13 protein-coding genes are annotated in these 18,950 nt (G+C 73.4%); 11 read left to right on the top strand and 2 right to left on the bottom strand.

Annotation, left to right across the window (positions count from 1 at the left end; translation table 11 throughout):
• Nucleotides 1-3: 3 nt before the first annotated feature.
• From ACFYVL_RS18235 to ACFYVL_RS18220, 4 genes are all read left to right on the top strand, one after another.
• Nucleotides 4-912, top strand: a complete 909-nt coding sequence (locus tag ACFYVL_RS18235) for an ADP-ribosylglycohydrolase family protein (RefSeq protein WP_389245830.1) — start codon at nt 4-6, stop codon at nt 910-912.
• 265 nt (nt 913-1,177) lie between these two features.
• Nucleotides 1,178-2,956: a DUF4153 domain-containing protein gene (locus tag ACFYVL_RS18230; RefSeq protein ID WP_389245828.1), complete on the top strand. Its 1,779-nt coding sequence runs from the start codon at nt 1,178-1,180 to the stop codon at nt 2,954-2,956.
• Between the two features lie 131 nt (nt 2,957-3,087).
• A complete protein-coding gene (locus tag ACFYVL_RS18225) occupies nt 3,088-3,798 on the top strand; it encodes a ribonuclease HII (protein WP_389245826.1) in 711 nt (236 codons plus the stop codon).
• A 237-nt stretch (nt 3,799-4,035) separates the two neighbouring features.
• Nucleotides 4,036-4,689, top strand: a complete 654-nt coding sequence (locus ACFYVL_RS18220; protein WP_389245824.1) for a hypothetical protein — start codon at nt 4,036-4,038, stop codon at nt 4,687-4,689.
• Between the two features lie 95 nt (nt 4,690-4,784).
• On the opposite strand, the gene ACFYVL_RS18215 is transcribed toward ACFYVL_RS18220, so the two are convergent.
• Complete coding sequence (locus ACFYVL_RS18215; protein ID WP_389245821.1) at nt 4,785-5,414, bottom strand: hypothetical protein; 630 nt, start codon at nt 5,412-5,414, stop codon at nt 4,785-4,787.
• Between the two features lie 214 nt (nt 5,415-5,628).
• Complete coding sequence (locus tag ACFYVL_RS18210; protein ID WP_389245819.1) at nt 5,629-7,791, bottom strand: RecQ family ATP-dependent DNA helicase; 2,163 nt, start codon at nt 7,789-7,791, stop codon at nt 5,629-5,631.
• A gap of 112 nt (nt 7,792-7,903) precedes the next feature.
• Here ACFYVL_RS18210 and ACFYVL_RS18205 point away from each other — a divergent pair, with 112 nt between their 5' ends.
• From ACFYVL_RS18205 to ACFYVL_RS18175, 7 genes are all read left to right on the top strand, one after another.
• Complete coding sequence (locus tag ACFYVL_RS18205) at nt 7,904-9,316, top strand: DUF4192 domain-containing protein (RefSeq protein WP_389245817.1); 1,413 nt, start codon at nt 7,904-7,906, stop codon at nt 9,314-9,316.
• A 182-nt stretch (nt 9,317-9,498) separates the two neighbouring features.
• Nucleotides 9,499-11,538 (top strand): glycogen debranching N-terminal domain-containing protein, encoded by a 2,040-nt coding sequence (locus ACFYVL_RS18200; protein ID WP_389245815.1) that lies wholly within the window; start codon nt 9,499-9,501, stop codon nt 11,536-11,538.
• A gap of 130 nt (nt 11,539-11,668) precedes the next feature.
• On the top strand, nt 11,669-12,469 hold the full coding sequence (locus tag ACFYVL_RS18195) for an NUDIX domain-containing protein (RefSeq protein WP_389245812.1): 801 nt from the start codon (nt 11,669-11,671) through the stop codon (nt 12,467-12,469).
• Nucleotides 12,470-12,622: 153 nt separating this feature from the next.
• Nucleotides 12,623-14,626, top strand: coding sequence for an ATP-binding cassette domain-containing protein (locus ACFYVL_RS18190; protein WP_389245810.1), 2,004 nt, complete (start codon nt 12,623-12,625; stop codon nt 14,624-14,626).
• A gap of 160 nt (nt 14,627-14,786) precedes the next feature.
• Nucleotides 14,787-15,674: a FadR/GntR family transcriptional regulator gene (locus ACFYVL_RS18185; protein WP_389245808.1), complete on the top strand. Its 888-nt coding sequence runs from the start codon at nt 14,787-14,789 to the stop codon at nt 15,672-15,674.
• A gap of 343 nt (nt 15,675-16,017) precedes the next feature.
• Nucleotides 16,018-17,556 carry an RNA polymerase sigma factor gene (locus tag ACFYVL_RS18180; protein ID WP_389245806.1) on the top strand — a complete coding sequence of 513 codons (1,539 nt, stop codon included), beginning with the start codon at nt 16,018-16,020 and terminating at the stop codon, nt 17,554-17,556.
• A 170-nt stretch (nt 17,557-17,726) separates the two neighbouring features.
• Nucleotides 17,727-18,557, top strand: coding sequence for a S1 family peptidase (locus tag ACFYVL_RS18175; RefSeq protein WP_389245804.1), 831 nt, complete (start codon nt 17,727-17,729; stop codon nt 18,555-18,557).
• Nucleotides 18,558-18,950 lie beyond the last annotated feature (393 nt).

Below are 18,950 nucleotides of genomic sequence, written 5' to 3'. Positions count from 1 at the left end.
ACGATGACCGCTGACTCCGCTTCCGACCCGCGCTACGCGCGCGCACGGGCCAGCCTGCGAGGGCTGTCCGTGGGAGACGCCCTGGGCTCCCAGTTCTTCGTACCCGCCAACTACCCCCTGCTCAAGCGACGCGCACTGCCCGACGGCGACTGGCAGTGGACCGACGACACCGAGATGGCCGCCTCCGTGCTGGCCGTACTCGCCGGGCACGGCCGGATCGACCAGGACGCGCTCGCGCGCTCCTTCGCCGACCACCACGACTTCGACCGCGGCTACGGCCCCGCCGTCAACCGCATGCTGCGACTGGTCCGCGAGGGCGGCGACTGGCGCGAGCTGGCCTCGGCCCTGTTCGACGGGCGCGGCTCCTGGGGCAACGGCGCCGCCATGCGGATCGCCCCGCTCGGTGCCTGGTACGCCGACGACCCGGAACAGGCCACCCACCAGGCCGAGATCTCCGCGTACGTCACCCACCAGCACAGGGAAGCCGTCATGGGCGCGATGGCGGTCGCCGCCGCGGCCGCGCTGGCGGCCGGGCCGGCCGGACCGCCCACCCCCGCCGGACTGCTCGACGGCGTGATCGCCCTCGTCCCGCGCAGCGCGGTCGCCGCCGGACTGCGCCGGGCCCGCAACATGCTCGACTACGACGACGCCACCACCGTCGCCGCCGTGCTCGGCTGCGGCCGACGCACCAGCGCCCACGACACGGTGCCGTTCGCGCTCTGGTCCGCGGCCCGGGGACTCGGCGACTTCGAGGGTGCCTTCTGGACCACCGCGCAGGTCGGCGGGGACGTCGACACCAACTGCGCGATCGTCGGCGGAGTGCTCGCGGCGGCCGCGGCGGGCAGCCCGCCGGACGCCTGGCTGGAGCGTACCGAGGCACTGCCCGAGTGGGTGCCCGCCGCGTCGCGCTGACCGGTCGGGGCCCCGCACGTCTGCCGGGGCCCCGCACACTGCGTGTGCACCGGGCTTCGAAACGGGCCGCAGCGGGCTTCATGGCCCTGCTCCTGTCACGGTTGTGTCCGCATCCACGGTGCGGGGGGAACGAGTGTCCGACAGTCGGGCTAGTCTGACGGCCACGCAGGCCCGTTGATCATCACGGGCGTGCACCGAAGCGACACCGGGCCCTCCCCGCCACGCCTTGCGCGAGACGCGAAGCGCCTGGTCGGGAGGGGGTCCCGTGCCTGACGATGCAGTGCCGTCCACGCCGTCCGAAGCCACACCGCCGGAGGCGGCCACCGCGCCGTCCGAGGCGGCGGCAGCACCGGCGGCCGGCGTACCGGCCGCGGCCGTACCGCCCGCGGCGCAGGCCGGAGCGGGAGCGCGCGCCGTCGCCGGGGCGCAGGACGGCGTTCCGCGGCCCGCGTACGCGCAGACGCAGCCGCAGACCGCACAGCAACTGAGCCAACAGCAGCAGTGGCAGCAGTGGCAGGCCCACCAGCAGTGGCAGCAGGCACGGCAGCGGAAGGCCGCGCAGCCGCCCGCCTGGCGTGCCGGCGTGCGCCCCGGGCCGCCCGCCCGAGTGCGTGCCGCCTCGCTGTTCGCCGCGCTGGCCACCGCGGTGCTGAGCGGTCTGTTCCTCGGCGACGGGCTCGGTGCGAACCTGTTGATCGTCGCCGTCCCGGCCACCCTCGCCGCGTTCTTCGCGGCTCAGGCGGCCGGCCGCCGCATCCGCCCCTGGACACTGCTCTGGGGCATCGCCGGGCTCGCCCTCCTCGCGATACCGGTGCTGCGGGACGCGGGCTGGCCGACCTTCCTCGCCGTCGTCTCCGCGCTCGCGCTCGGCTCACTGGCCCTGCACGGCAGCCGGACCTGGCTCGGCATCCTGATCGGCTCGCTGGGCATCGTCGGCTCCGTGGTCCCGGGCATCCGGTGGGGCTGGCAGGGCCTGCGCGAACGGGCCGAGGGCTCCCGGGACCGCTGGGGTCCCGTGGTGCGCACCGTCGTCATCGCCGCGGTCCTGCTCGTGGTGTTCGGCGCGCTCTTCGTCAGCGCGGACGCCGCCTTCGCCGAACTGCTCGGCAACCTCATGCCGGACGCGTCGGTCTCCGACGGCCCCTGGCGGATCCTGCTGTTCGCGCTGGGCCTGGTCGGCGCCCTGGCCGCCGCCCGCACCGCCGCCGCACCGCACCAGTGGGACAAGGCCAGGATCGCCCCGGCGCGCGCACGCGGCCGGATGGAATGGGCACTTCCGCTCATCGTGCTGAACCTGCTCTTCGCGGCCTTCATCGCGGTCCAGCTCACCGTCCTGTTCGGCGGTTACGAGAAGGTCCTCAAGGAGACCGGACTGACGTACGCCCAGTACGCCAGGCAGGGCTTCTGGCAACTGCTCTGGGCCACCCTGCTGACCCTCGTCGTGATCGCCCTGGCCAAGCGCTGGGCGCCGCGCTCGCGGCCCGGCGACGCCACCCTGGTGCGTTCGGTGCTCGGCGTGCTGTGCCTGCTCACCCTGGTGGTGGTCGCCTCCGCGCTGCGCAGGATGGACCTGTACGTCGACGCGTACGGGCTGACCCGGCTGCGTGTCTCGGTCACGGCGATGGAGCTCTGGCTCGGCGTGGTGATCGTACTGATCATGGCCGCCGGGGTGTTCGGCGCCCGCTGGCTGCCCAGGGCCGTCGCGGGCAGCGCTGCGGCCGCCGTCCTGGCCTTCGGCCTCGCCTCTCCCGACGCCCTGGTCGCCGAGCGCAACGTCGCGCGCTTCAAGCACCAGCAGGTGATCGACGTCGAGTACTTCCGGGGCCTCTCGGCGGACGCCGTGCCCGCTCTCGACACCCTCCCCGAACCACAGCGGACCTGTGCGCTGCGCGGCATCATGAGCGGCCTTGAGGAGAGCCCGTGGTACGCCACCAGCCTCGGTCAGCAGCGTGCCCTCGACATCGTGGAGAACCGCCCGCTCGACCCTTCGGTGAACAACTGCCGGGGGCTCGACTCGGGCGACAGCGGCGAGTACGGACGCTAGGGCTCGCAGGGGCAGCGCGGCCCGTGGCGCACGGGCCGGGCACCCCGGACCGCCCCGGAGTTCCGCGAGGACGTCAACCGGGCGGGGCGGGTGTCGCGGCCCGCCCCCGGCGGCGTACCCTGGCTGGCGCCATGCCGTACGAACCTCCCACTCACACCGTCGAGCGCTCCCTGCGCGCCACCACCGGTGCCAAGATCGTTGCCGGAGTCGACGAGGTCGGGCGGGGAGCGTGGGCCGGACCCGTCACCGTGTGTGCCGCCGTCACCGGACTGCGCCGCCCACCCGCCGGACTCACCGACTCCAAGCTCCTCAGCCCCAGGCGCCGCGACGAACTGGTGCTGCTGCTGGAGGAGTGGGTGACGTCGTACGCGCTCGGCCACTCCACTCCCGAGGAGATCGACGAACTCGGCATGACGGCGGCACTGCGGCTCGCCGCCGAACGTGCGCTAAATGCCTTGCCGGTACGGCCCGATGCGGTCATCCTCGACGGGAAGCACGACTACCTCGGCGCACCCTGGAAGGTCCGTACGGTGATCAAGGGCGACCAGTCCTGCATCGCGGTCGCGGCCGCCTCGGTGATCGCCAAGGTGCGCAGGGACGCGATGATGGCCGAACTGGACGGGGAGGCGGGGGGTTGTGCGCCCTACGCGTTCGCGGCCAACGCCGGATATCCGTCGCCCGTGCACAAGGCGGCCCTTGAGGAACTCGGGCCGACCGCGCACCACCGCCTCTCGTGGTCCTATCTCGACGGGCTTCCGCAGTGGCGGCACCTCAAGAAACACCGGATCTCGGCAGAGGCCGCGGCACTGGAAAGCGGGGGCCAACTCGGCTTCGAATTCTGACCGTTCACCGTGCGGCACAGCTCTGCCGGACGCGCGGCACGTCCGCGCGTCGGAGCGACGTGGCGCTCGGTGTGCCGTCCGACGGATCGACCGATGCACCATCCGATACGCCGGACGGCACACCACCGAGCACCACGCAGCACCAACGAGCATTACGCAGCATCACCGAGCACCACAGCACCATCCGACGCACCCCCGCCGGTGCCTGCCGTACCGGCGTCTGACAGATTTCCACTCATGCCTCTCATTCCTCAGGAGCCTCAGATTCACGAGAGCGCCCAGGGTCCCCGCACCACGCCGGCCGCCGGCCGGACCGCGCCGACCCCTCGCCCCGTTCCCGGACCGCGTCCCGCGGCGGTGCCGCGCCCCGGTCCCGCCGCCCGTCCCGGCCCGCCGGCGCAGCGGATCCGCCCCTCGGCCGACCGGCCCCAGGCCCCCCTTGCGGAGAATCGTTCCGCGCCGAAGGCCTCCCCGGTCGACGCTGCCGGCCCGTCCGCGGACGGGCCCCAGATCCAGCTGATCCCCGCTCCCGTGAACGGCGCGCTCGACGCCGCGGGGGAGACGGTGGACCTGCTGCTCGACTCCGGCCGCGCGCCGGGCGACGTACTGGTGCTGACCACGGGCGAGCAACACCCGTGGGCCGCCCATGAACTGTCGTTCGGCGAGGCGTCCTACTGGGCGCAGCACGACGCCCGTGACGACGTCTTCTACGCGGACATCAGTGCCGCGGAGCGCGCCGCCGCCCGTCCGGTGGTCGTCGTCGCGGTCAACGACGAAGCCGGGGACACCCTGGCCCGGTCGCTGCCGCTGGCCCGCGAACGTGCCGGACTGCTGCTGATCGTCTGCGGCGACCCGGAGCGGATCAACGCCGGGCTCGGCGCCGGAGTCTGAAGCACGGCGTCCGGACCCCGGGGATCAGGCCCCGGGGTCCGGTTCCCGGGAATCAGGACCCGTGAACCGAACTGCCGGAGCCGCCGGATCCCGGATCAGCGGGCCGCTGCCCTGCGCAGGGCAGCGGCCGATCCGCCGCCGGTGCTCTGCAGCGCCGGATCGGGCTCGGCCAGCGAGTCCGCGAGGCCGGTGGGCCGCGACCCCGCACTGGGGCGACGGCCGCCGCGTCCCTCGCCGAGCACCTGCCAGCCGCCGCGCGTCAGCGTGATGTACGCCCCGCAGCGCAGCCCGTGCAGTGTGCACGCGTCACGCAGGCCCCACATCCACGCCCCGTCCTCCTCCGTCCAACGCTCGTCGCCGTCCCGGCAGTAGAGCAGTACGGCCGTCCTGACGGGCGTACGGCGACGGAGGTCGTGCGGGATCACCCTGCGCAGGTGGGCGAGGAGCGAGTTGCGCAGTTCCCAGCCGTCGGCGGGGGAGGAGCGGCGGGCGAACGAGGCGCTGGCGATCAGCCGCTCCTCGGTGTCCAGCACCGCGACCACTGCGGTCGCGAGCGCGGGCCGATGGCGGGCGTGCAGGCCGCTGACGACCTCACGCGGGTTGCGCAGCAGGGGAATTCCCGCCGAAGCCCACTCGGCGGGCTCCAGCGTTCGACCCAGCCGACTGGCCGCATCGGCGGACGACGGGCTCAGCGAACTCGGCGACGGAGCGAATCCGAAGGTCACGGTCCTCCCTTCGCATACGCGCCCACAGCTGCGGGCAAGGTCGAGTGGGGGCGCGCCACGGCACAGCCCTTCGACCACAGAAGCCGTGCGGGGAGCCCTCCCAATTCTTCCTGGCGCGAGGGAATGCGGCAACGAGCAAATGGGGCGGCCGGCCGGATTCTGTGGATATGACACTGATATCTCTGCCCAGTCGAACCGCCCCCGATACCTCCCGTCACCCCTGAACGGCGAGGACCAGCGGAAACACCCCTTCCGCTCCGGCCCGGCGCAGCAGCCGCGCCGAGATGGCGAGCGTCCAGCCCGTGTCGGAGAGATCGTCCACCAGGAGTACGGGCCCGCCCGCCGCGGCGAGCGCCTCCGCCAACTGCGGCGGAACGGTGAGTACCTGGTGCAGCGAGCGGACCCGCTGGGCGCTGTTGGCCTGCGGGAGCGGAGTCCCGGCCGATTCCGGCGCGTACTCCAGCGAGCCGAGGAACGGCATCCGCCCCACTTCGGCGACCCGCCCGCCCAGCAAGGAGACCAGCCCCGGCCTGCGGTACGAGGGCACGGTGACCACGCCCACGGGGCGCGGCGGTGCGTCCGCCTCTCCGGATGCCCAGCCGCCGGGCCCCTTCGCCCAGTCGGCCAGCACGGTCACCACCGCCTGGAACACATCGTCCGGAACAGGGCCGTCCGGGGCCTGTGCCGCCAGCATCGGGCGCAGCCGGTTCCCCCAGCCGATGTCGGAGAGCCGGCCGAGACCGCGGCCCGGGAAGGCGATCTCGCCCTGCGGGATGCGGCCCTTCAGATCGAGGCCCACCGCGGGCAGACCGGTCGGCCACATCTTCCGCGGCTCCACCTCGACGCCGGGGCGTCCCAGCTCGCCCCGCGCCGCGTCCAGCGCGGCGCCCGACACCTCGGCGTCGAACCGGGGACCCGCGCAGTTGTCGCACCGGCCGCACGGCGCGGCCTCCTCGTCGTCCAGCTGACGGCGCAGGAACTCCATGCGGCAGCCAGTCGTCGCCGCGTACTCCCGCATCGCCTGCTGTTCTGCGCTGCGCTGCCCGGCCACCCACGCGTACCGCTCGGTGTCGTACATCCAGGGCTGTCCCGTGGCGGTCCAGCCGCCCTTCTCCCGGTGCACCGCGCCGTCCACGTCGAGGACCTTGAGCATCGCTTCGAGGCGGGTGCGCCGCAGGTCCACCATCGGTTCCAGGGCGGGCAGCGAGAGCGGCTTCGGGGACTGCGCGAGGGCGTCGAGGGTCCGCCGTACCAGTTCCTCCGGCGGGAAGGAGACCGAGGCGAAGTAACGCCAGATCGCCTCGTCCTCCTTGCCGGGCAGCAGCAGCACCTCCGCGTGCTCCACCCCGCGGCCCGCACGGCCCACCTGCTGGTAGTAGGCGATCGGGGACGAGGGCGAGCCAAGGTGCACCACGAAGCCCAGGTCGGGCTTGTCGAATCCCATCCCGAGTGCCGAGGTCGCCACCAGGGCCTTGACCCGGTTGGCGAGCAGGTCGTCCTCCGCCTGCATACGGTCCGCGTTCTCCGTGCGGCCGGTGTACGAGGAGACGGTGTGCCCGCACTGGCGCAGGTACGCGGTGACCTCCTCGGCGGCCGCCACGGTCAGCGTGTAGATGATGCCGGAGCCCGGCAGCTCGTTCAGGTGGTCGGCGAGCCAGGCCAGGCGGCTCGCCGCGTCGGGAAGGGAGAGGACGCCCAGGCTGAGGCTCTCCCGGTCCAGCGGCCCGCGCAGCACCAGCGCGTCGGTGCCCGCCCCCGTACCGAGCTGCTCGGCGACGTCGGCGGTCACCCGGGAGTTGGCCGTGGCGGTGGTGGCCAGCACCGGAACCCCCGGCGGCAGCTCGGCGAGCATGGTGCGCAGCCGCCGGTAGTCGGGGCGGAAGTCGTGTCCCCAGTCGGAGATGCAGTGCGCCTCGTCCACCACGAGCAGCCCGGTGGCGGCGGACAGCTTGGGCAGGACGTTGTCGCGGAAGTCCGGGTTGTTCAGTCGTTCCGGCGAGACGAGCAGGACGTCGACCTCGCCCGCGGCGACCTCGGCCTGGACGCTGTCCCACTCCTCCGGGTTGGACGAGTTGATGGTGCGCGCGCGGATACCGGCGCGGGCCGCGGCCTCCACCTGGTTGCGCATCAGCGCGAGCAGCGGGGAGACGATCACGGTGGGGCCGTTGCCCTGGGCGCGCAGCAGCGAGGTCGCCACGAAGTACACGGCCGACTTGCCCCAGCCGGTCCGCTGCACGACCAGCGCCCTGCGCTTGTCCGCGACGAGCGCCTCGATGGCCCGCCACTGGTCCTCGCGCAGCCGGGCCGTGCCGCTGGGGTCCCCGACGAGGCGGGCGAGTACGGAGTCGGCCGATGCCCTGAGATCTGCGTTGGTCATGCCCCCATGCAACCCGATGGCACCGACATCGCGCGAACGTACCCCCGCCACCTGTGGATAACGTTATCCACAGGGGTGGCGGGGTGTCCGCCGGGTGATGCAACGTAGCGGCATGAACACGAACAGTGAGCATTACGGTCCGCGTGACACCGCCGAATCGGCCGACGAGCAGCAGATCACCCTGCGGGGTCCGGCCCAACTGGCCGATGCCCTGCCGTATTTGATGGGCTACTTCCCCAGCGACTCGGTGGTCATGGTGGCCCTGCACGGCGACCGGGGCAGGTTCGGCGGCCGGCTCAGGCTCGGCATTCCGAAATCCCCGCAGGAGTGGGCACCCCTGGCCGGACATCTCGCCGAGTCCCTCGTCGCCAACAGCGAGCGGCGCAGCGGCCGCCCGGACGGCATCGTCCTCTTCCTCTGCCAGGACCCGGCCGAGGGCGAGAGCGGCAGGCAGGTGATGGAGCGGCTGCGCGCCTTCGCCCAGCGGCTGCGCGTGGCCTGCGGAACCCTGGACGTCCCCGTGCTGGAGGCCCTGTGCATCTCCGGCGGCCGGTTCTGGTCCTACTGCTGCCCCGACGCCCGCTGCTGCCCGCCCGAGGGCACCGGGCTGGCCCTGCCCGGTACGTCGGTCATGGCGGCAGCGGCCGCGTACGCCGGTATCCAGGTACGAGGAACCCTCCGCGAGATGGAGGACCGGCTCACGCCCCATCCGTCCGACCCCGACTCCCGTCGCGCGCAGGTACGGGCGCTGGACGCCACGGGCGGTGCGGTGGTCCCCCGGATCCTCGGCGAGACCGGCCGCGCAGAGGTCGCCGGGGAGACCCTCGACCTCGCCCGGGTCCTGATGAAGCGCCTGGGCCAGGCTCCGCCGCCCCGCGGCTCCTGGGCTGCCGCCGACCGCTCCGACGACGCCCTGATCAGCGACGAGGAGGCCGCCACCGTCATCGTGGGACTCCAGGACCGGGACACCAGGGACCACGCGGCGGCGTGGATGGAGGGTCCCGAGGCGGCCCCCGCCCTGCGGCTCTGGCGCGCCCTGGCCAGGCGGTGCGTCAGCCCCTACGACACCTACGCGGCACCGCCGCTGGCCCTCGCGGGCTGGGTCGCCTGGTCGGGCGGCGACGAACCGGAGGCCCGCGCCGCCCTGGGCCTCGCCCTTCGCGCCGACGCCGAGTACGTCTTCGCCCAACTGCTCCACCAGGCCTGCAACGAAGGCCTCGATCCGGAACGGCTGCGCGCCTGCCTGCGCCGCAACCGGTCCTCCCGCACGGGGCGGACCACCACCGCAGCCGCGACCGCAGCGGCCCGCCGGGCCCTCAAGGAGGCCGGGAAACCGCAGGTCCGGAGCGCGCGGGCGGCGGGCCGGGGCGGAAAGCCGGTCCGTGCTGTCCGGCAGGGCGGCGCGGCCGGCCGGCCCAGGGGCCCACGCGGAGCGGCCCGGCCCGGCCACCCGGCGGTGCCCGCAGGTGCACGACGCCGGGAGACTCCGCTCCGGGCCCGGCGCGGGGCCCGGAGCGGGCGATGAGCGAGTACCGACGGGCGCACCGGGGGCGGACGGAAGCACGGCACCACCCACGGCCTGCCGCATTCCCCGCTCCCGTCGGCCGTGACCCAGCCGCCCGCGCCGACGTTCACTCCTGTGGCGGCGCCCCACGCACCTCGTCGTCACGTCCCTCGCCGTCCTTCGGAGCGCAGAGAAGGCACCGCATGGCACTCACCGTCCCGCCGTCGTCCGCAGCCCGCGGCACGCCCCAGGGGCCCCGCCGCCCCGCCGCCGGGGCCCCCGGCCGGGGCGGCACCCCCGCAGCCGGTCCGCCTCCCGCCCTGCCCTCCGTGCACACGATGATCGTCTGCGCAGACCTGCCGTCCCTCGCCATCTCCGCCGAGCACGGCCAGCTCACCGGAAGCGGGCTCGAAGGCTTCTACCAGGCCGGCCGCAGGCTGCTCTCGCGCTGTGTCCTGCGGGTGGCCGACCGCGAACCCGTCGCCGTGCAGGGCAGGTTGACCGGTGCCGACCGCGCCAGGTTCGTGGCGGTGGTCCGCACGCCCGGCGACGGAGGACCCGACCCCGGGGTGGTGGTCGAGCGGATCAGGACCGCCGGCGGCACCGAGCGGATCACCCTGCGCAACTCGGTGCCCCGCCCGCTGCGGGTCCCGGTGGAGATCTCCCTGGGCACCGACCTCGCGGACCTGGGCGCCATCGGAGCCGGCCGTCCCGGGCCCGAACTGCCCGCCAGTGTCCACGACTCCGGCATGCGCTGGGCGACGGCCCGTGCCCTGGCCCTGGTGACGGCGGACCCGCCGCCCGACGACGCCCTCGCCTCCGCCGGTCTGCTGCGCTGGAACATGGAGCTGCCGCCCGGCGGATCACGCACCCTCGAACTGCGGGTGCGGACCGACCGGGCGGTCCGCCCGGCGGGCAGGTCCGGAAGCTGCCCGCTGCCCGAGGCCGACGCCGAGGGCGACGACCCCAGGGTGCGCGACCTGCTCCGGGCCGGCGTCGAGGATCTGCGGTCCCTGCTGATGCGAGACCCCGCCCACCCCTCGGACGTCTTCCCGGCGGCCGGGATCCCCTGGCGCTGCGGCCTAGCCCCGGCCGAGGCCCTGTGGGCCGTCCGTATGGCGCTCCCGCTCGGCACCCGGCTGGCGGCGGCCACGCTGCGCACCCTCGCGCGTTCCCAGGCGGACGGGGACGGGCGCGTGCCGGGGCCGTTCCGGGACGCGGGCCCGCACCTGCCCCCGGGGTGCACCGGAGTGGAGGCGACCCTCGCCTTTCCCGTCGTGCTGGCCGAGGCCAGGCGCTGGGGGCTCCCCGAACAGGACCTGGCGGAACTGCTGCCCGCGGCCGAGCGCTGCCTGCGCTGGCTGCACACCGCCCTGGGGGACGGGCCGTACCTGCGCGACCCCGGCCCCGGCGGACTGTGCCGGGCCGAGACACAGGCCCACGCCCACCGGGCGGCACTGCTCGGCGCCGACCTGCTGGAGGCCTGCGGCCGGCCCGGAGCCGACGGCTGGCGCGAACGGGCGACGGCCCTGCGCCGCGCCTTCCGGCAGGACTTCTGGATCGAGGACCGGGCGGGCGGCCGTCCGGCTGCCGCGAGGACGCCGGAGGGGCGGCCGGTGCCGCACCTCGGTGCCGGAGCCGTACACCTGCTGGACACCGGCCTGCTCGGTGCCGGACAGCTCGCCCCGGGCCTGCTGGACCGGGTACAGACCGAGCAACTGGCCAGGCTGCTCGGCGGCCCGTCCATGGACTCGGGATGGGGACTGCGCGGACTCGGCGCCAAGGAGGCCGCGCACAACCCGTTCGGCCACCGCAGCGGCGCCGTACGGGTGCACGAGACCGCCGTCGCGGTCTCCGGCCTCGCTGCCGCCGGGTACGAGAAGGAGGCGGGCTCCCTGCTGCGTGGCCTGCTGGACGCCGCGGAGGCCTTCGACCACCGGCTGCCCGAGATGTACGCGGGGGAGCAGCGCACCGCGGGAAGCCTTCCGCTGCCGCACCCGGCGGCGTGCCGGCCCGCCGCGGTGTCGGCCGCCGCGGGAATCCACCTCCTCTCCACCCTGGTGGGCATCCGTCCGGACGCCCCGGCGGGCACGGTACGGCTGGCACCGCTCAGCAGCGCGCCTCTCGGTGCCCTGCGGCTGTCCGGGCTGCGGGTCGCGGCGGAGCCGTTCGCCGTACGGGTCAGCAGGCTCGGGCTCGGCATGATCGAGGAGGCCGCGGACGGACTCCAACTGGGGGTGTGACGACGTGACGCGGGGCGAGCCGCCGACGGGCGGTGCGGAAGCGGACAAGGGTGCCACGAGATGCGAGGAGAGAGGCGGGGAGAGGAGCACGGGGACTGTTTATCGTCAGGAAGACGACTATGATCGCGGCATGTCGCCCTACGATCCGTCGGCCTTTCCGCCCTTCGCCGTCACCGTGGATCTGGCCGTGCTCACCGTGCGTCGCCACGCGCTCTGCGCCCTGGTCGTACGCCGCGGGGAGTCGCCGTTCCAGGGGCGCTGGGCACTGCCCGGCGGCTTCGTCCGCGCGGACGAGGACCTCGCGGCGGCCGCAGCTCGGGAACTGGCCGAGGAGACGGGACTGATCGCGCTGTCGGCGCCGACCGCGCTGTCGGGGCCCACGACGCACGACACCTCGGCCACCGCCCTCGGCAACGGTGCCCATCTGGAACAACTGGCCACCTACGGCGATCCCGGACGCGACCCGCGGATGAGAGTGGTGAGCGTCGCCCATCTCGCGCTCGCCCCCGACCTGCCCGCGCCCCGTGCGGGCGGCGACGCGAACAGCGCCCGGTGGGCCCCGGTGGAGGACCTGCTCGGACGCGACGACGGCTTTGGCCGGGAGGGCGAACAGGCGGCTCCGCTCGCCTTCGACCACGCGCGGATCCTCGCCGACGGTGTGGAACGGGCCCGCTCGAAGATCGAGTACTCGTCGCTCGCCACCGCCTTCTGCCCGCCGGAGTTCACCGTCGGCGAGCTGCGCCGGGTCTACGAGGCCGTGTGGGGCGTCGTCCTGGACCCCCGCAACTTCCACCGCAAGGTGACGGGAACGCCCGGTTTCCTCGTCCCCTCCGGCGGAACGACGACCCGTCAGGGCGGCCGTCCCGCACAGCTGTTCAGGGCGGGCGGGGCGACCGTGCTCAATCCGCCGATGCTGCGTCCCGAGGTCTGAGCGAGGGGTCTGACACCCGCACTTCTTCCCGCTGCGCAAAAAGACCGAAATGTCGCGTTATCTTGCTGCGGTACCCGTCCCAGCCGCCGAGCGTTCCCACCTCCCGCAGGAGAGACGGGAGATGCGGGAGACGCAAGAGACGCGAGGGAAGCGATGCTCCAGGCCATCGGACTCACCAGCAACCGGCGCAGGACCCGTCCGCCCGCCGTGGACGACCTGACCTTCGAGGCGAGGCCGGGGCATGTCACCGCCCTCCTCGGCGACCCCGGTTCCGGCAGGACCACCGCACTGCGCCTGATGCTCTCCCTCGAACAGGGCCGAGGCGTCACCTACTTCCGAGGGCGCCCCCTGAACCGCATCGCCCACCCCGCACGCGAAGTGGGCGCCCTCCTCGGTGACGTACCGGGCAACCCCTCCCGCACCGCGCGCGGGCAGTTGCGCATGCTGTGTGCCGCCTCGGGGGTTCCCGCCTCCCGCGCCGACGAACTGCTCGACGTCGTCGGTCTGACCGGCCTCGGGCAGCAGCGGCTCGGCACGCTCTCGCTGGGCATGGACCGCAGGCTCGGCCTAGCCTCCGCCCTGCTCGCCGACCCGCACACCCTGCTGCTCGACGAGCCCGCCACCGGACTCTCCCCGCGCGACAACAGCTGGCTGTTCGGACTCCTGCGGGCCCACGCCGCCCACGGCGGCACCGTGCTCTACACCACGGGCGACCCCAAGGAGGCCGCCCGCACGGCGGACCGCGTCGTCACCCTCGAAGGCGGCCGACTCGTCGCCGACCAGGCCGCAGCCGACTTCGCCCGCACCCGGCTGCGCCCCCGCGTCGCCGTACGCACCCCGCAGGCACTCCGCCTGGGCTCGCTGCTCGGCAAGGAGGCCAGGGCGGGCCGCCGCTCCGTGGAGGTCGTACCGGAGGGCGGCAACCGGCTCTCCGTCTACGGCAGTACCTGCGCGGAGGTAGGCGACACCGCCTTCCGGCACGGCGTCCTGCTGCACCAACTCGCCGACGAGATCGGCGACATGGGCCCCCGGGCCACCTCCGTCCCCGCCCCCGTCTCCGGCCTCACCCCCGCCCCGCAGCCTGCCACGTCGGGCGCCCAGGAGCCGCAGGCCAACGCCGAACCGGACCCCGCACCCGAGCCCGCCCCGTCGCCCGCCACCGCACTCCCGATCCCGGCGGCCATCACGACCGCCACCCCAGCCGCCACCGAAACCATCTCTCCAGCCGCCCCCGCGTCCTCAGCCGCCACCACAACCCCCGCCGCCGCCGCGACCTCCGTGGCCGGCGCGGCCAGGGCCACGGCCGCCGCCACTTCCGAGTCCCGGTCCGCCGCCGGCCATGCCCGTGCCGCCGCACCCGTTCCGCCCGTCCGTCCGCGCCCCCTCCGCAGCCCGCTGCGGCCTCTGCGGTACGAGCTGAGCCGGACGTTCGGAACCCGAACCACTCTGGTGGCGGTCGCCGTCGTCCTCGGTGTCTCCGCCGCCCTCGCCGCCCTCCTCGCGCGCGGCGGCGCCACCCCCCTGCCCGTCGCCCTGGCCGCCTGGCCCGACCTGCTTCCGCTGCCGCCCGCCGCCTTCGGCGCGGGCCTGCTCGGTGCGTACGCCTTCGGTGACGAGTTCCGCTACCCGGCACTCGCGGCGTCCCGGGGCACCTCGCCCCGGAAACTCGGCCTGCTGCTGGCCAAGCTCGCCGTGTCCGCGGGGCTCGCGCTGGTCCTCGCGGCCGTGACCGCCGTCGTCAACTTCCTGCTGCTGCGCTTCCTCTACGGGGCGCAGTCGGTCCACCTCTTCCCGGACAGCACGGCCAAGGCGGTGAGTTGGGCCGCGCTCTGCGTGGGCTGCGCCTGGGCGGGCCTGCTCGGCGCCGGAGTCTTCCGCGTCACCACCGCCGGCCTGGCGGCCGTGCTCGCCGTACCCGTCGCCGTGGCACCGGCGGTTCAGCACCTGCTCACCGGACCGGCCGCGCGTTCGATGGCCGGAATTCCGGGCAGGCTGCGGGAGCTGGTGTGGCTGAAGTTGCCCGGTGAGACGGACCAGTGGCTGCTCTCGGCGATGCGGGTCCTTGCCCAACCTGTCGGCGTGGCGCTGGTGTTGTCGCTCCCTGCACTCCTCTGCGCGTATCTGCTCACCAGCCTTCGCCGCAAGGCGCGTTGGTGATCACAACCTGACGCGGAGCCGACGAAATGCCCGCAACTCTCCCGTGGATGCCCGTTTCTTTCCGATAAGGCGTCAATTAGGCAGTGGGCGGTGATCACCCTTTCGTGTGCTTTTCACCAAAGACCTCAAGGGGCAGGGAACTCAAGCCGACAACTGATCCGTGAGTACCCTTGCGCACACCATGATGACCGCCGCCCGCCCCGTCGACTCAGGTCTTGCCGGGCCTGGTGAACTCGACCGCTACCCCTACGCGGAGTCGCCCGGCACCGACCGCGTCGGCCCGCTCGGCTGGGACAGTCCGGAATCCGACCTGGGCCGGGTCGGCCGCCGCGCGGCAGGCAACCGCGGCCGCGGACTGCACGGCCAACTCGTCCAGCAGCTCGGGCAGATGATCGTCTCCGGCGACCTCGGCGCGGACCGTCCGCTCGTACCCGAGGAGATCGGCCAGCGGTTCGAGGTCTCCCGCACCGTCGTCCGTGAATCGCTGCGCGTCCTGGAGGCCAAGGGCCTGGTCAGCGCCCGTCCCAATGTGGGTACCCGTGTCCGCCCGGTCAGCGACTGGAATCTGCTCGACCCCGACATCATCGAGTGGCGCGCCTTCGGTCCCCAGCGCGACGACCAGCGACGTGAACTGGCCGAGCTGCGCTGGACGATCGAGCCGCTCGCGGCCAGGCTCGCCGCCGGTCACGGGCGCGAGGACGTGCAGCAGCGGCTCGGCGACATGGTCGAGATCATGGGGCACGCACTCGCCCAGGGCGACTCCCTCACCTTCTCCCGGGCCGACGCCGAATTCCACTCCCTGCTCATCCAGCTCGCGGGCAACCGCATGCTGGAGCACCTGTCCGGCATCGTCTCGGCCGCTCTTCAGGTGTCCGGCGGGCCGATCATCGGCTGCGACCGTCCCACCGACGCCTCGCTCTCCCACCACGCACGGATCGCCGACGCGCTCGCTGCGGGCGACGGTTCGGGTGCGGAGTCGGCGATGCGTCAACTCCTCACGGTGCACCCGGAAGTGGAGCGCGTCGTTCCCGCGCCGCGTGAGCACTGACGGCACATCAGTCCCCGAAAGTCCCGCCCCGTACGGGCGGTTGCTCCTCGTGTCGCCGGGCCCGCTTCGGGTTCGGCGACACGAATGTAGGCATTTATCCCATCTGTGGCTTTCCTCCGAATCCGTTGTGACTCGGGCCACGAAAGATTGGGCGTAACGCTCCTCGGTATCCCGCGATGACCAAAGAGGTGACAGCCGAGGAGGGAAAGCGGAGCCGCTCGCGGTCCCGCCGCCCGATTCCGGTCTTCGCCCGGTCCGCCGGTGCATGCCCAGCCGGTGGTCGTCGGCTCAGGCCCTCGCGGGCGGGGTCGGACGCCATTTCCATCGTTCCGAGAGGTTGTTCGTGTCGGCCAGCACATCCCGTACGCTCCCGCCGGAGATCGCCGAGTCCGAGTCCGTGTTGGCGCTCATCGAGCGGGGGAAGGCTGATGGGCAGATCGCCGGCGACGATGTGCGTCGGGCGTTCGATGCCGACCGGATTCCGCCGACCCAGTGGAAGAACGTCCTGCGCAGCCTCAATCAGATCCTTGAGGAAGAGGGTGTGACGCTGATGGTCACTGCCGCGGAGCCGCCCAGGAGCGCCCGCAAGAGCGTCGCAGCGAAGACCCCGGCCAAACGGGCCGTCCCCCGGACCGTGGCGGCAAGTACGGCCGTTCCCAGGACGGTTGCGGCGGCCGCGGCCCCCGCGGCGGAGAGCGTCGACGCGGCGGTCGGCGAGGACGAGGCGGGCACCGCCAAGAAGGCCGCCGCCAAGAAGACGACCGCCAGGAAGGCCACGGCGAAGAAGGCCGCCACGAAGAAGACGGCCAAGAAGGCCACGGCGAAGAAGGACGCGCCGGGCGGTCCCGACGAACCGGACGAGGAGACTCCGGCGAAGCCGGGCGAGGAGGAGGAGAGCGGCGAGGGCAAGGGCTTCGTGCTCTCCGACGAGGACGAGGACGACGCGCCCGCGCAGCAGGTCGCGGTCGCGGGCGCCACCGCGGACCCGGTCAAGGACTACCTCAAGCAGATCGGCAAGGTTCCCCTCCTCAACGCCGAGCAGGAGGTGGAGCTCGCCAAGCGCATCGAGGCGGGACTGTTCGCCGAGGACAAGTTGGCGAACTCCGACAAGCTCGCGCCGAAGCTCAAACGCGAACTGGAGATCATCTCTCAGGACGGCGGGCGCGCCAAGAACCACCTCCTGGAGGCCAACCTCCGCCTCGTCGTCTCCCTCGCCAAGCGCTACACCGGCCGCGGCATGCTCTTCCTGGACCTGATCCAGGAGGGCAACCTGGGCCTGATCCGTGCGGTCGAGAAGTTCGACTACACCAAGGGCTACAAGTTCTCGACGTACGCGACCTGGTGGATCCGCCAGGCGATCACCCGCGCCATGGCCGACCAGGCCCGCACCATTCGCATCCCCGTCCACATGGTCGAGGTCATCAACAAGCTGGCCCGCGTCCAGCGCCAGATGCTCCAGGACCTGGGCCGCGAGCCCACCCCGGAGGAGCTGGCCAAGGAACTCGACATGACCCCCGAGAAGGTCGTCGAGGTCCAGAAGTACGGCCGCGAGCCGATCTCCCTGCACACCCCGCTCGGTGAGGACGGGGACAGCGAGTTCGGTGACCTCATCGAGGACTCGGAGGCCGTCGTTCCGGCCGACGCGGTCAGTTTCACCCTGCTCCAGGAGCAGCTGCACTCGGTGCTGGACACCCTCTCCGAGCGCGAGGCGGGCGTCGTCTCGATGCGCTTCGGCCTCACGGACGGCCAGCCCAAGACGCTGGACGAGATCGGCAAGGTCTACGGCGTGACGCGCGAGCGCATCCGCCAGATCGAGTCCAAGACCATGTCCAAACTGCGTCACCCCTCGCGCTCGCAGGTCCTGCGCGACTACCTCGACTGACCGGCCGGTGTCCGGCCCGAAGCGGGCCCGGTCCTTCCGGTAGGGCGCCGCGCGCCCCGCTCGCGGTGAACGCCGTACGGAGGTCCGGGCCCGTGGCGTGCGCGGGTGCGGTGCGATGGGGGCTGGATGACTCTGGGTGTGCCGAGTTCACCCCTGAGTCAGGAGGACGCATGCGCCGACCCATCATCCGATCGCTGACCGGGGCCCTCGCCCTGACCGCCGCCGCAGCCGTGTCACCACTGGTCGCACCAGGTTCCGCCGTCGCCGACGGAGTGGTCATAGGGGGGCAGCCGGTCCGGGTGTCGGACAGTCCGTGGGTGGTGGCGGTGTCCAGTCGTGACCGGTTCGGGGGTACGAGGGCGGGTCAGTTCTGCGGGGGAGTGGTGGTCGCGCCGACCAAGGTGGTGACGGCGGCCCACTGCCTGGGGCGGGACGTGCTGGGCGTGCCGCTGAGCGAGGTGCACGACCTGAAGGTCATCGCGGGCCGCGGGGAGCTGCGCGGGCAGGGCGGCCGGGAGATCGCGGTGCGCGGGACCTGGGTCAACCCCTCGTACGACCCGCTCTCGAACGCGGGCGACGTGGCCGTGCTGACCCTGTCCGCCGCGCTGCCGGAGCGCTACGCGATCCGGATGGCGGGCCCGCACAGCGCCGCGGCCGAGCCGGGCACGGAGGCCGTGGTCTACGGCTGGGGCGACACCACGGGCGACGGTTCCTACGCGTCGTCGTTGCGGGCGGCCCGGGTGCGGGTCCTGCCGGACGCCGCGTGCGAGCGGGCCTACCCCGGAAACCTGGACGGAACGTACGAGCCGGCCACCATGCTCTGCGCCGGGGACCCGGAAGGGGGCCACGACGCCTGCCAGGGGGACAGCGGGGGGCCATTGGTGGCCCGGGGACGGCTGATCGGGTTGGTGTCCTGGGGGAGCGGCTGCGGGCAGGCGGAGAGCCCTGGGGTGTACACGCGGATCTCGGCGGTGGCCGGGGCGGTGAACGAGCAGGGCTGAGCGCGACGGGCCCGCCCGTACCGCGGGGCGAGCGGGACGGATCCGCCCGTACGGCAAGTGAGCGGGACCCCGGGCAGGCACGCAGCGTGCCTGCCCGGGGTCCCGCTGTGACGGCGTCATCGGAGTGCGGCGGGGGCGGTTGCCCCGTTCCGTGCGCGGGTGGCTTCGCTCCGTACGCGGGTGAATCCACCCCGTACGCGCTCGACATGCTCGACGGTCGCTCCGTGCCCGCGTGGTGGTTCTCCGTACGCGCTCGGTCGCGCTCAGCGGGCCTCTATGGGCCGGGCGGCAGGCCCGCGCCCAGGGGGCCTCGTAGGGCTCCGGGGCCCGTGAGGGTACGAGAACGGGCGGCCTGCCCCGCACACCCGGGGTGGGCCGCCCGTCGACCGGTCG

The sequence above is a fragment of the Streptomyces sp. NPDC004111 genome, from assembly GCF_042874215.1.
Classification (GTDB): Bacteria; Actinomycetota; Actinomycetes; order Streptomycetales; family Streptomycetaceae; genus Streptomyces.
This window is presented reverse-complemented; position numbering and strand designations above follow the sequence as displayed.

Bases quoted from the DNA above. Each gene is read 5' to 3' on its own strand.
- ACFYVL_RS18195 (WP_389245812.1), top strand. From the start codon at position 11,669: ATGTCGCCCTACGATCCGTCGGCCTTTCCGCCCTTCGCCGTCACCGTG.
- ACFYVL_RS18225 (WP_389245826.1), top strand. From the start codon at position 3,088: ATGCCGTACGAACCTCCCACTCACACCGTCGAGCGCTCCCTGCGCGCC.
- ACFYVL_RS18220 (WP_389245824.1), top strand. From the start codon at position 4,036: ATGCCTCTCATTCCTCAGGAGCCTCAGATTCACGAGAGCGCCCAGGGT.
- ACFYVL_RS18200 (WP_389245815.1), top strand. From the start codon at position 9,499: ATGGCACTCACCGTCCCGCCGTCGTCCGCAGCCCGCGGCACGCCCCAG.
- ACFYVL_RS18175 (WP_389245804.1), top strand. From the start codon at position 17,727: ATGCGCCGACCCATCATCCGATCGCTGACCGGGGCCCTCGCCCTGACC.
- ACFYVL_RS18235 (WP_389245830.1), top strand. From the start codon at position 4: ATGACCGCTGACTCCGCTTCCGACCCGCGCTACGCGCGCGCACGGGCC.
- ACFYVL_RS18190 (WP_389245810.1), top strand. From the start codon at position 12,623: ATGCTCCAGGCCATCGGACTCACCAGCAACCGGCGCAGGACCCGTCCG.
- ACFYVL_RS18210 (WP_389245819.1), bottom strand. From the start codon at position 7,791: ATGACCAACGCAGATCTCAGGGCATCGGCCGACTCCGTACTCGCCCGC.
- ACFYVL_RS18205 (WP_389245817.1), top strand. From the start codon at position 7,904: ATGAACACGAACAGTGAGCATTACGGTCCGCGTGACACCGCCGAATCG.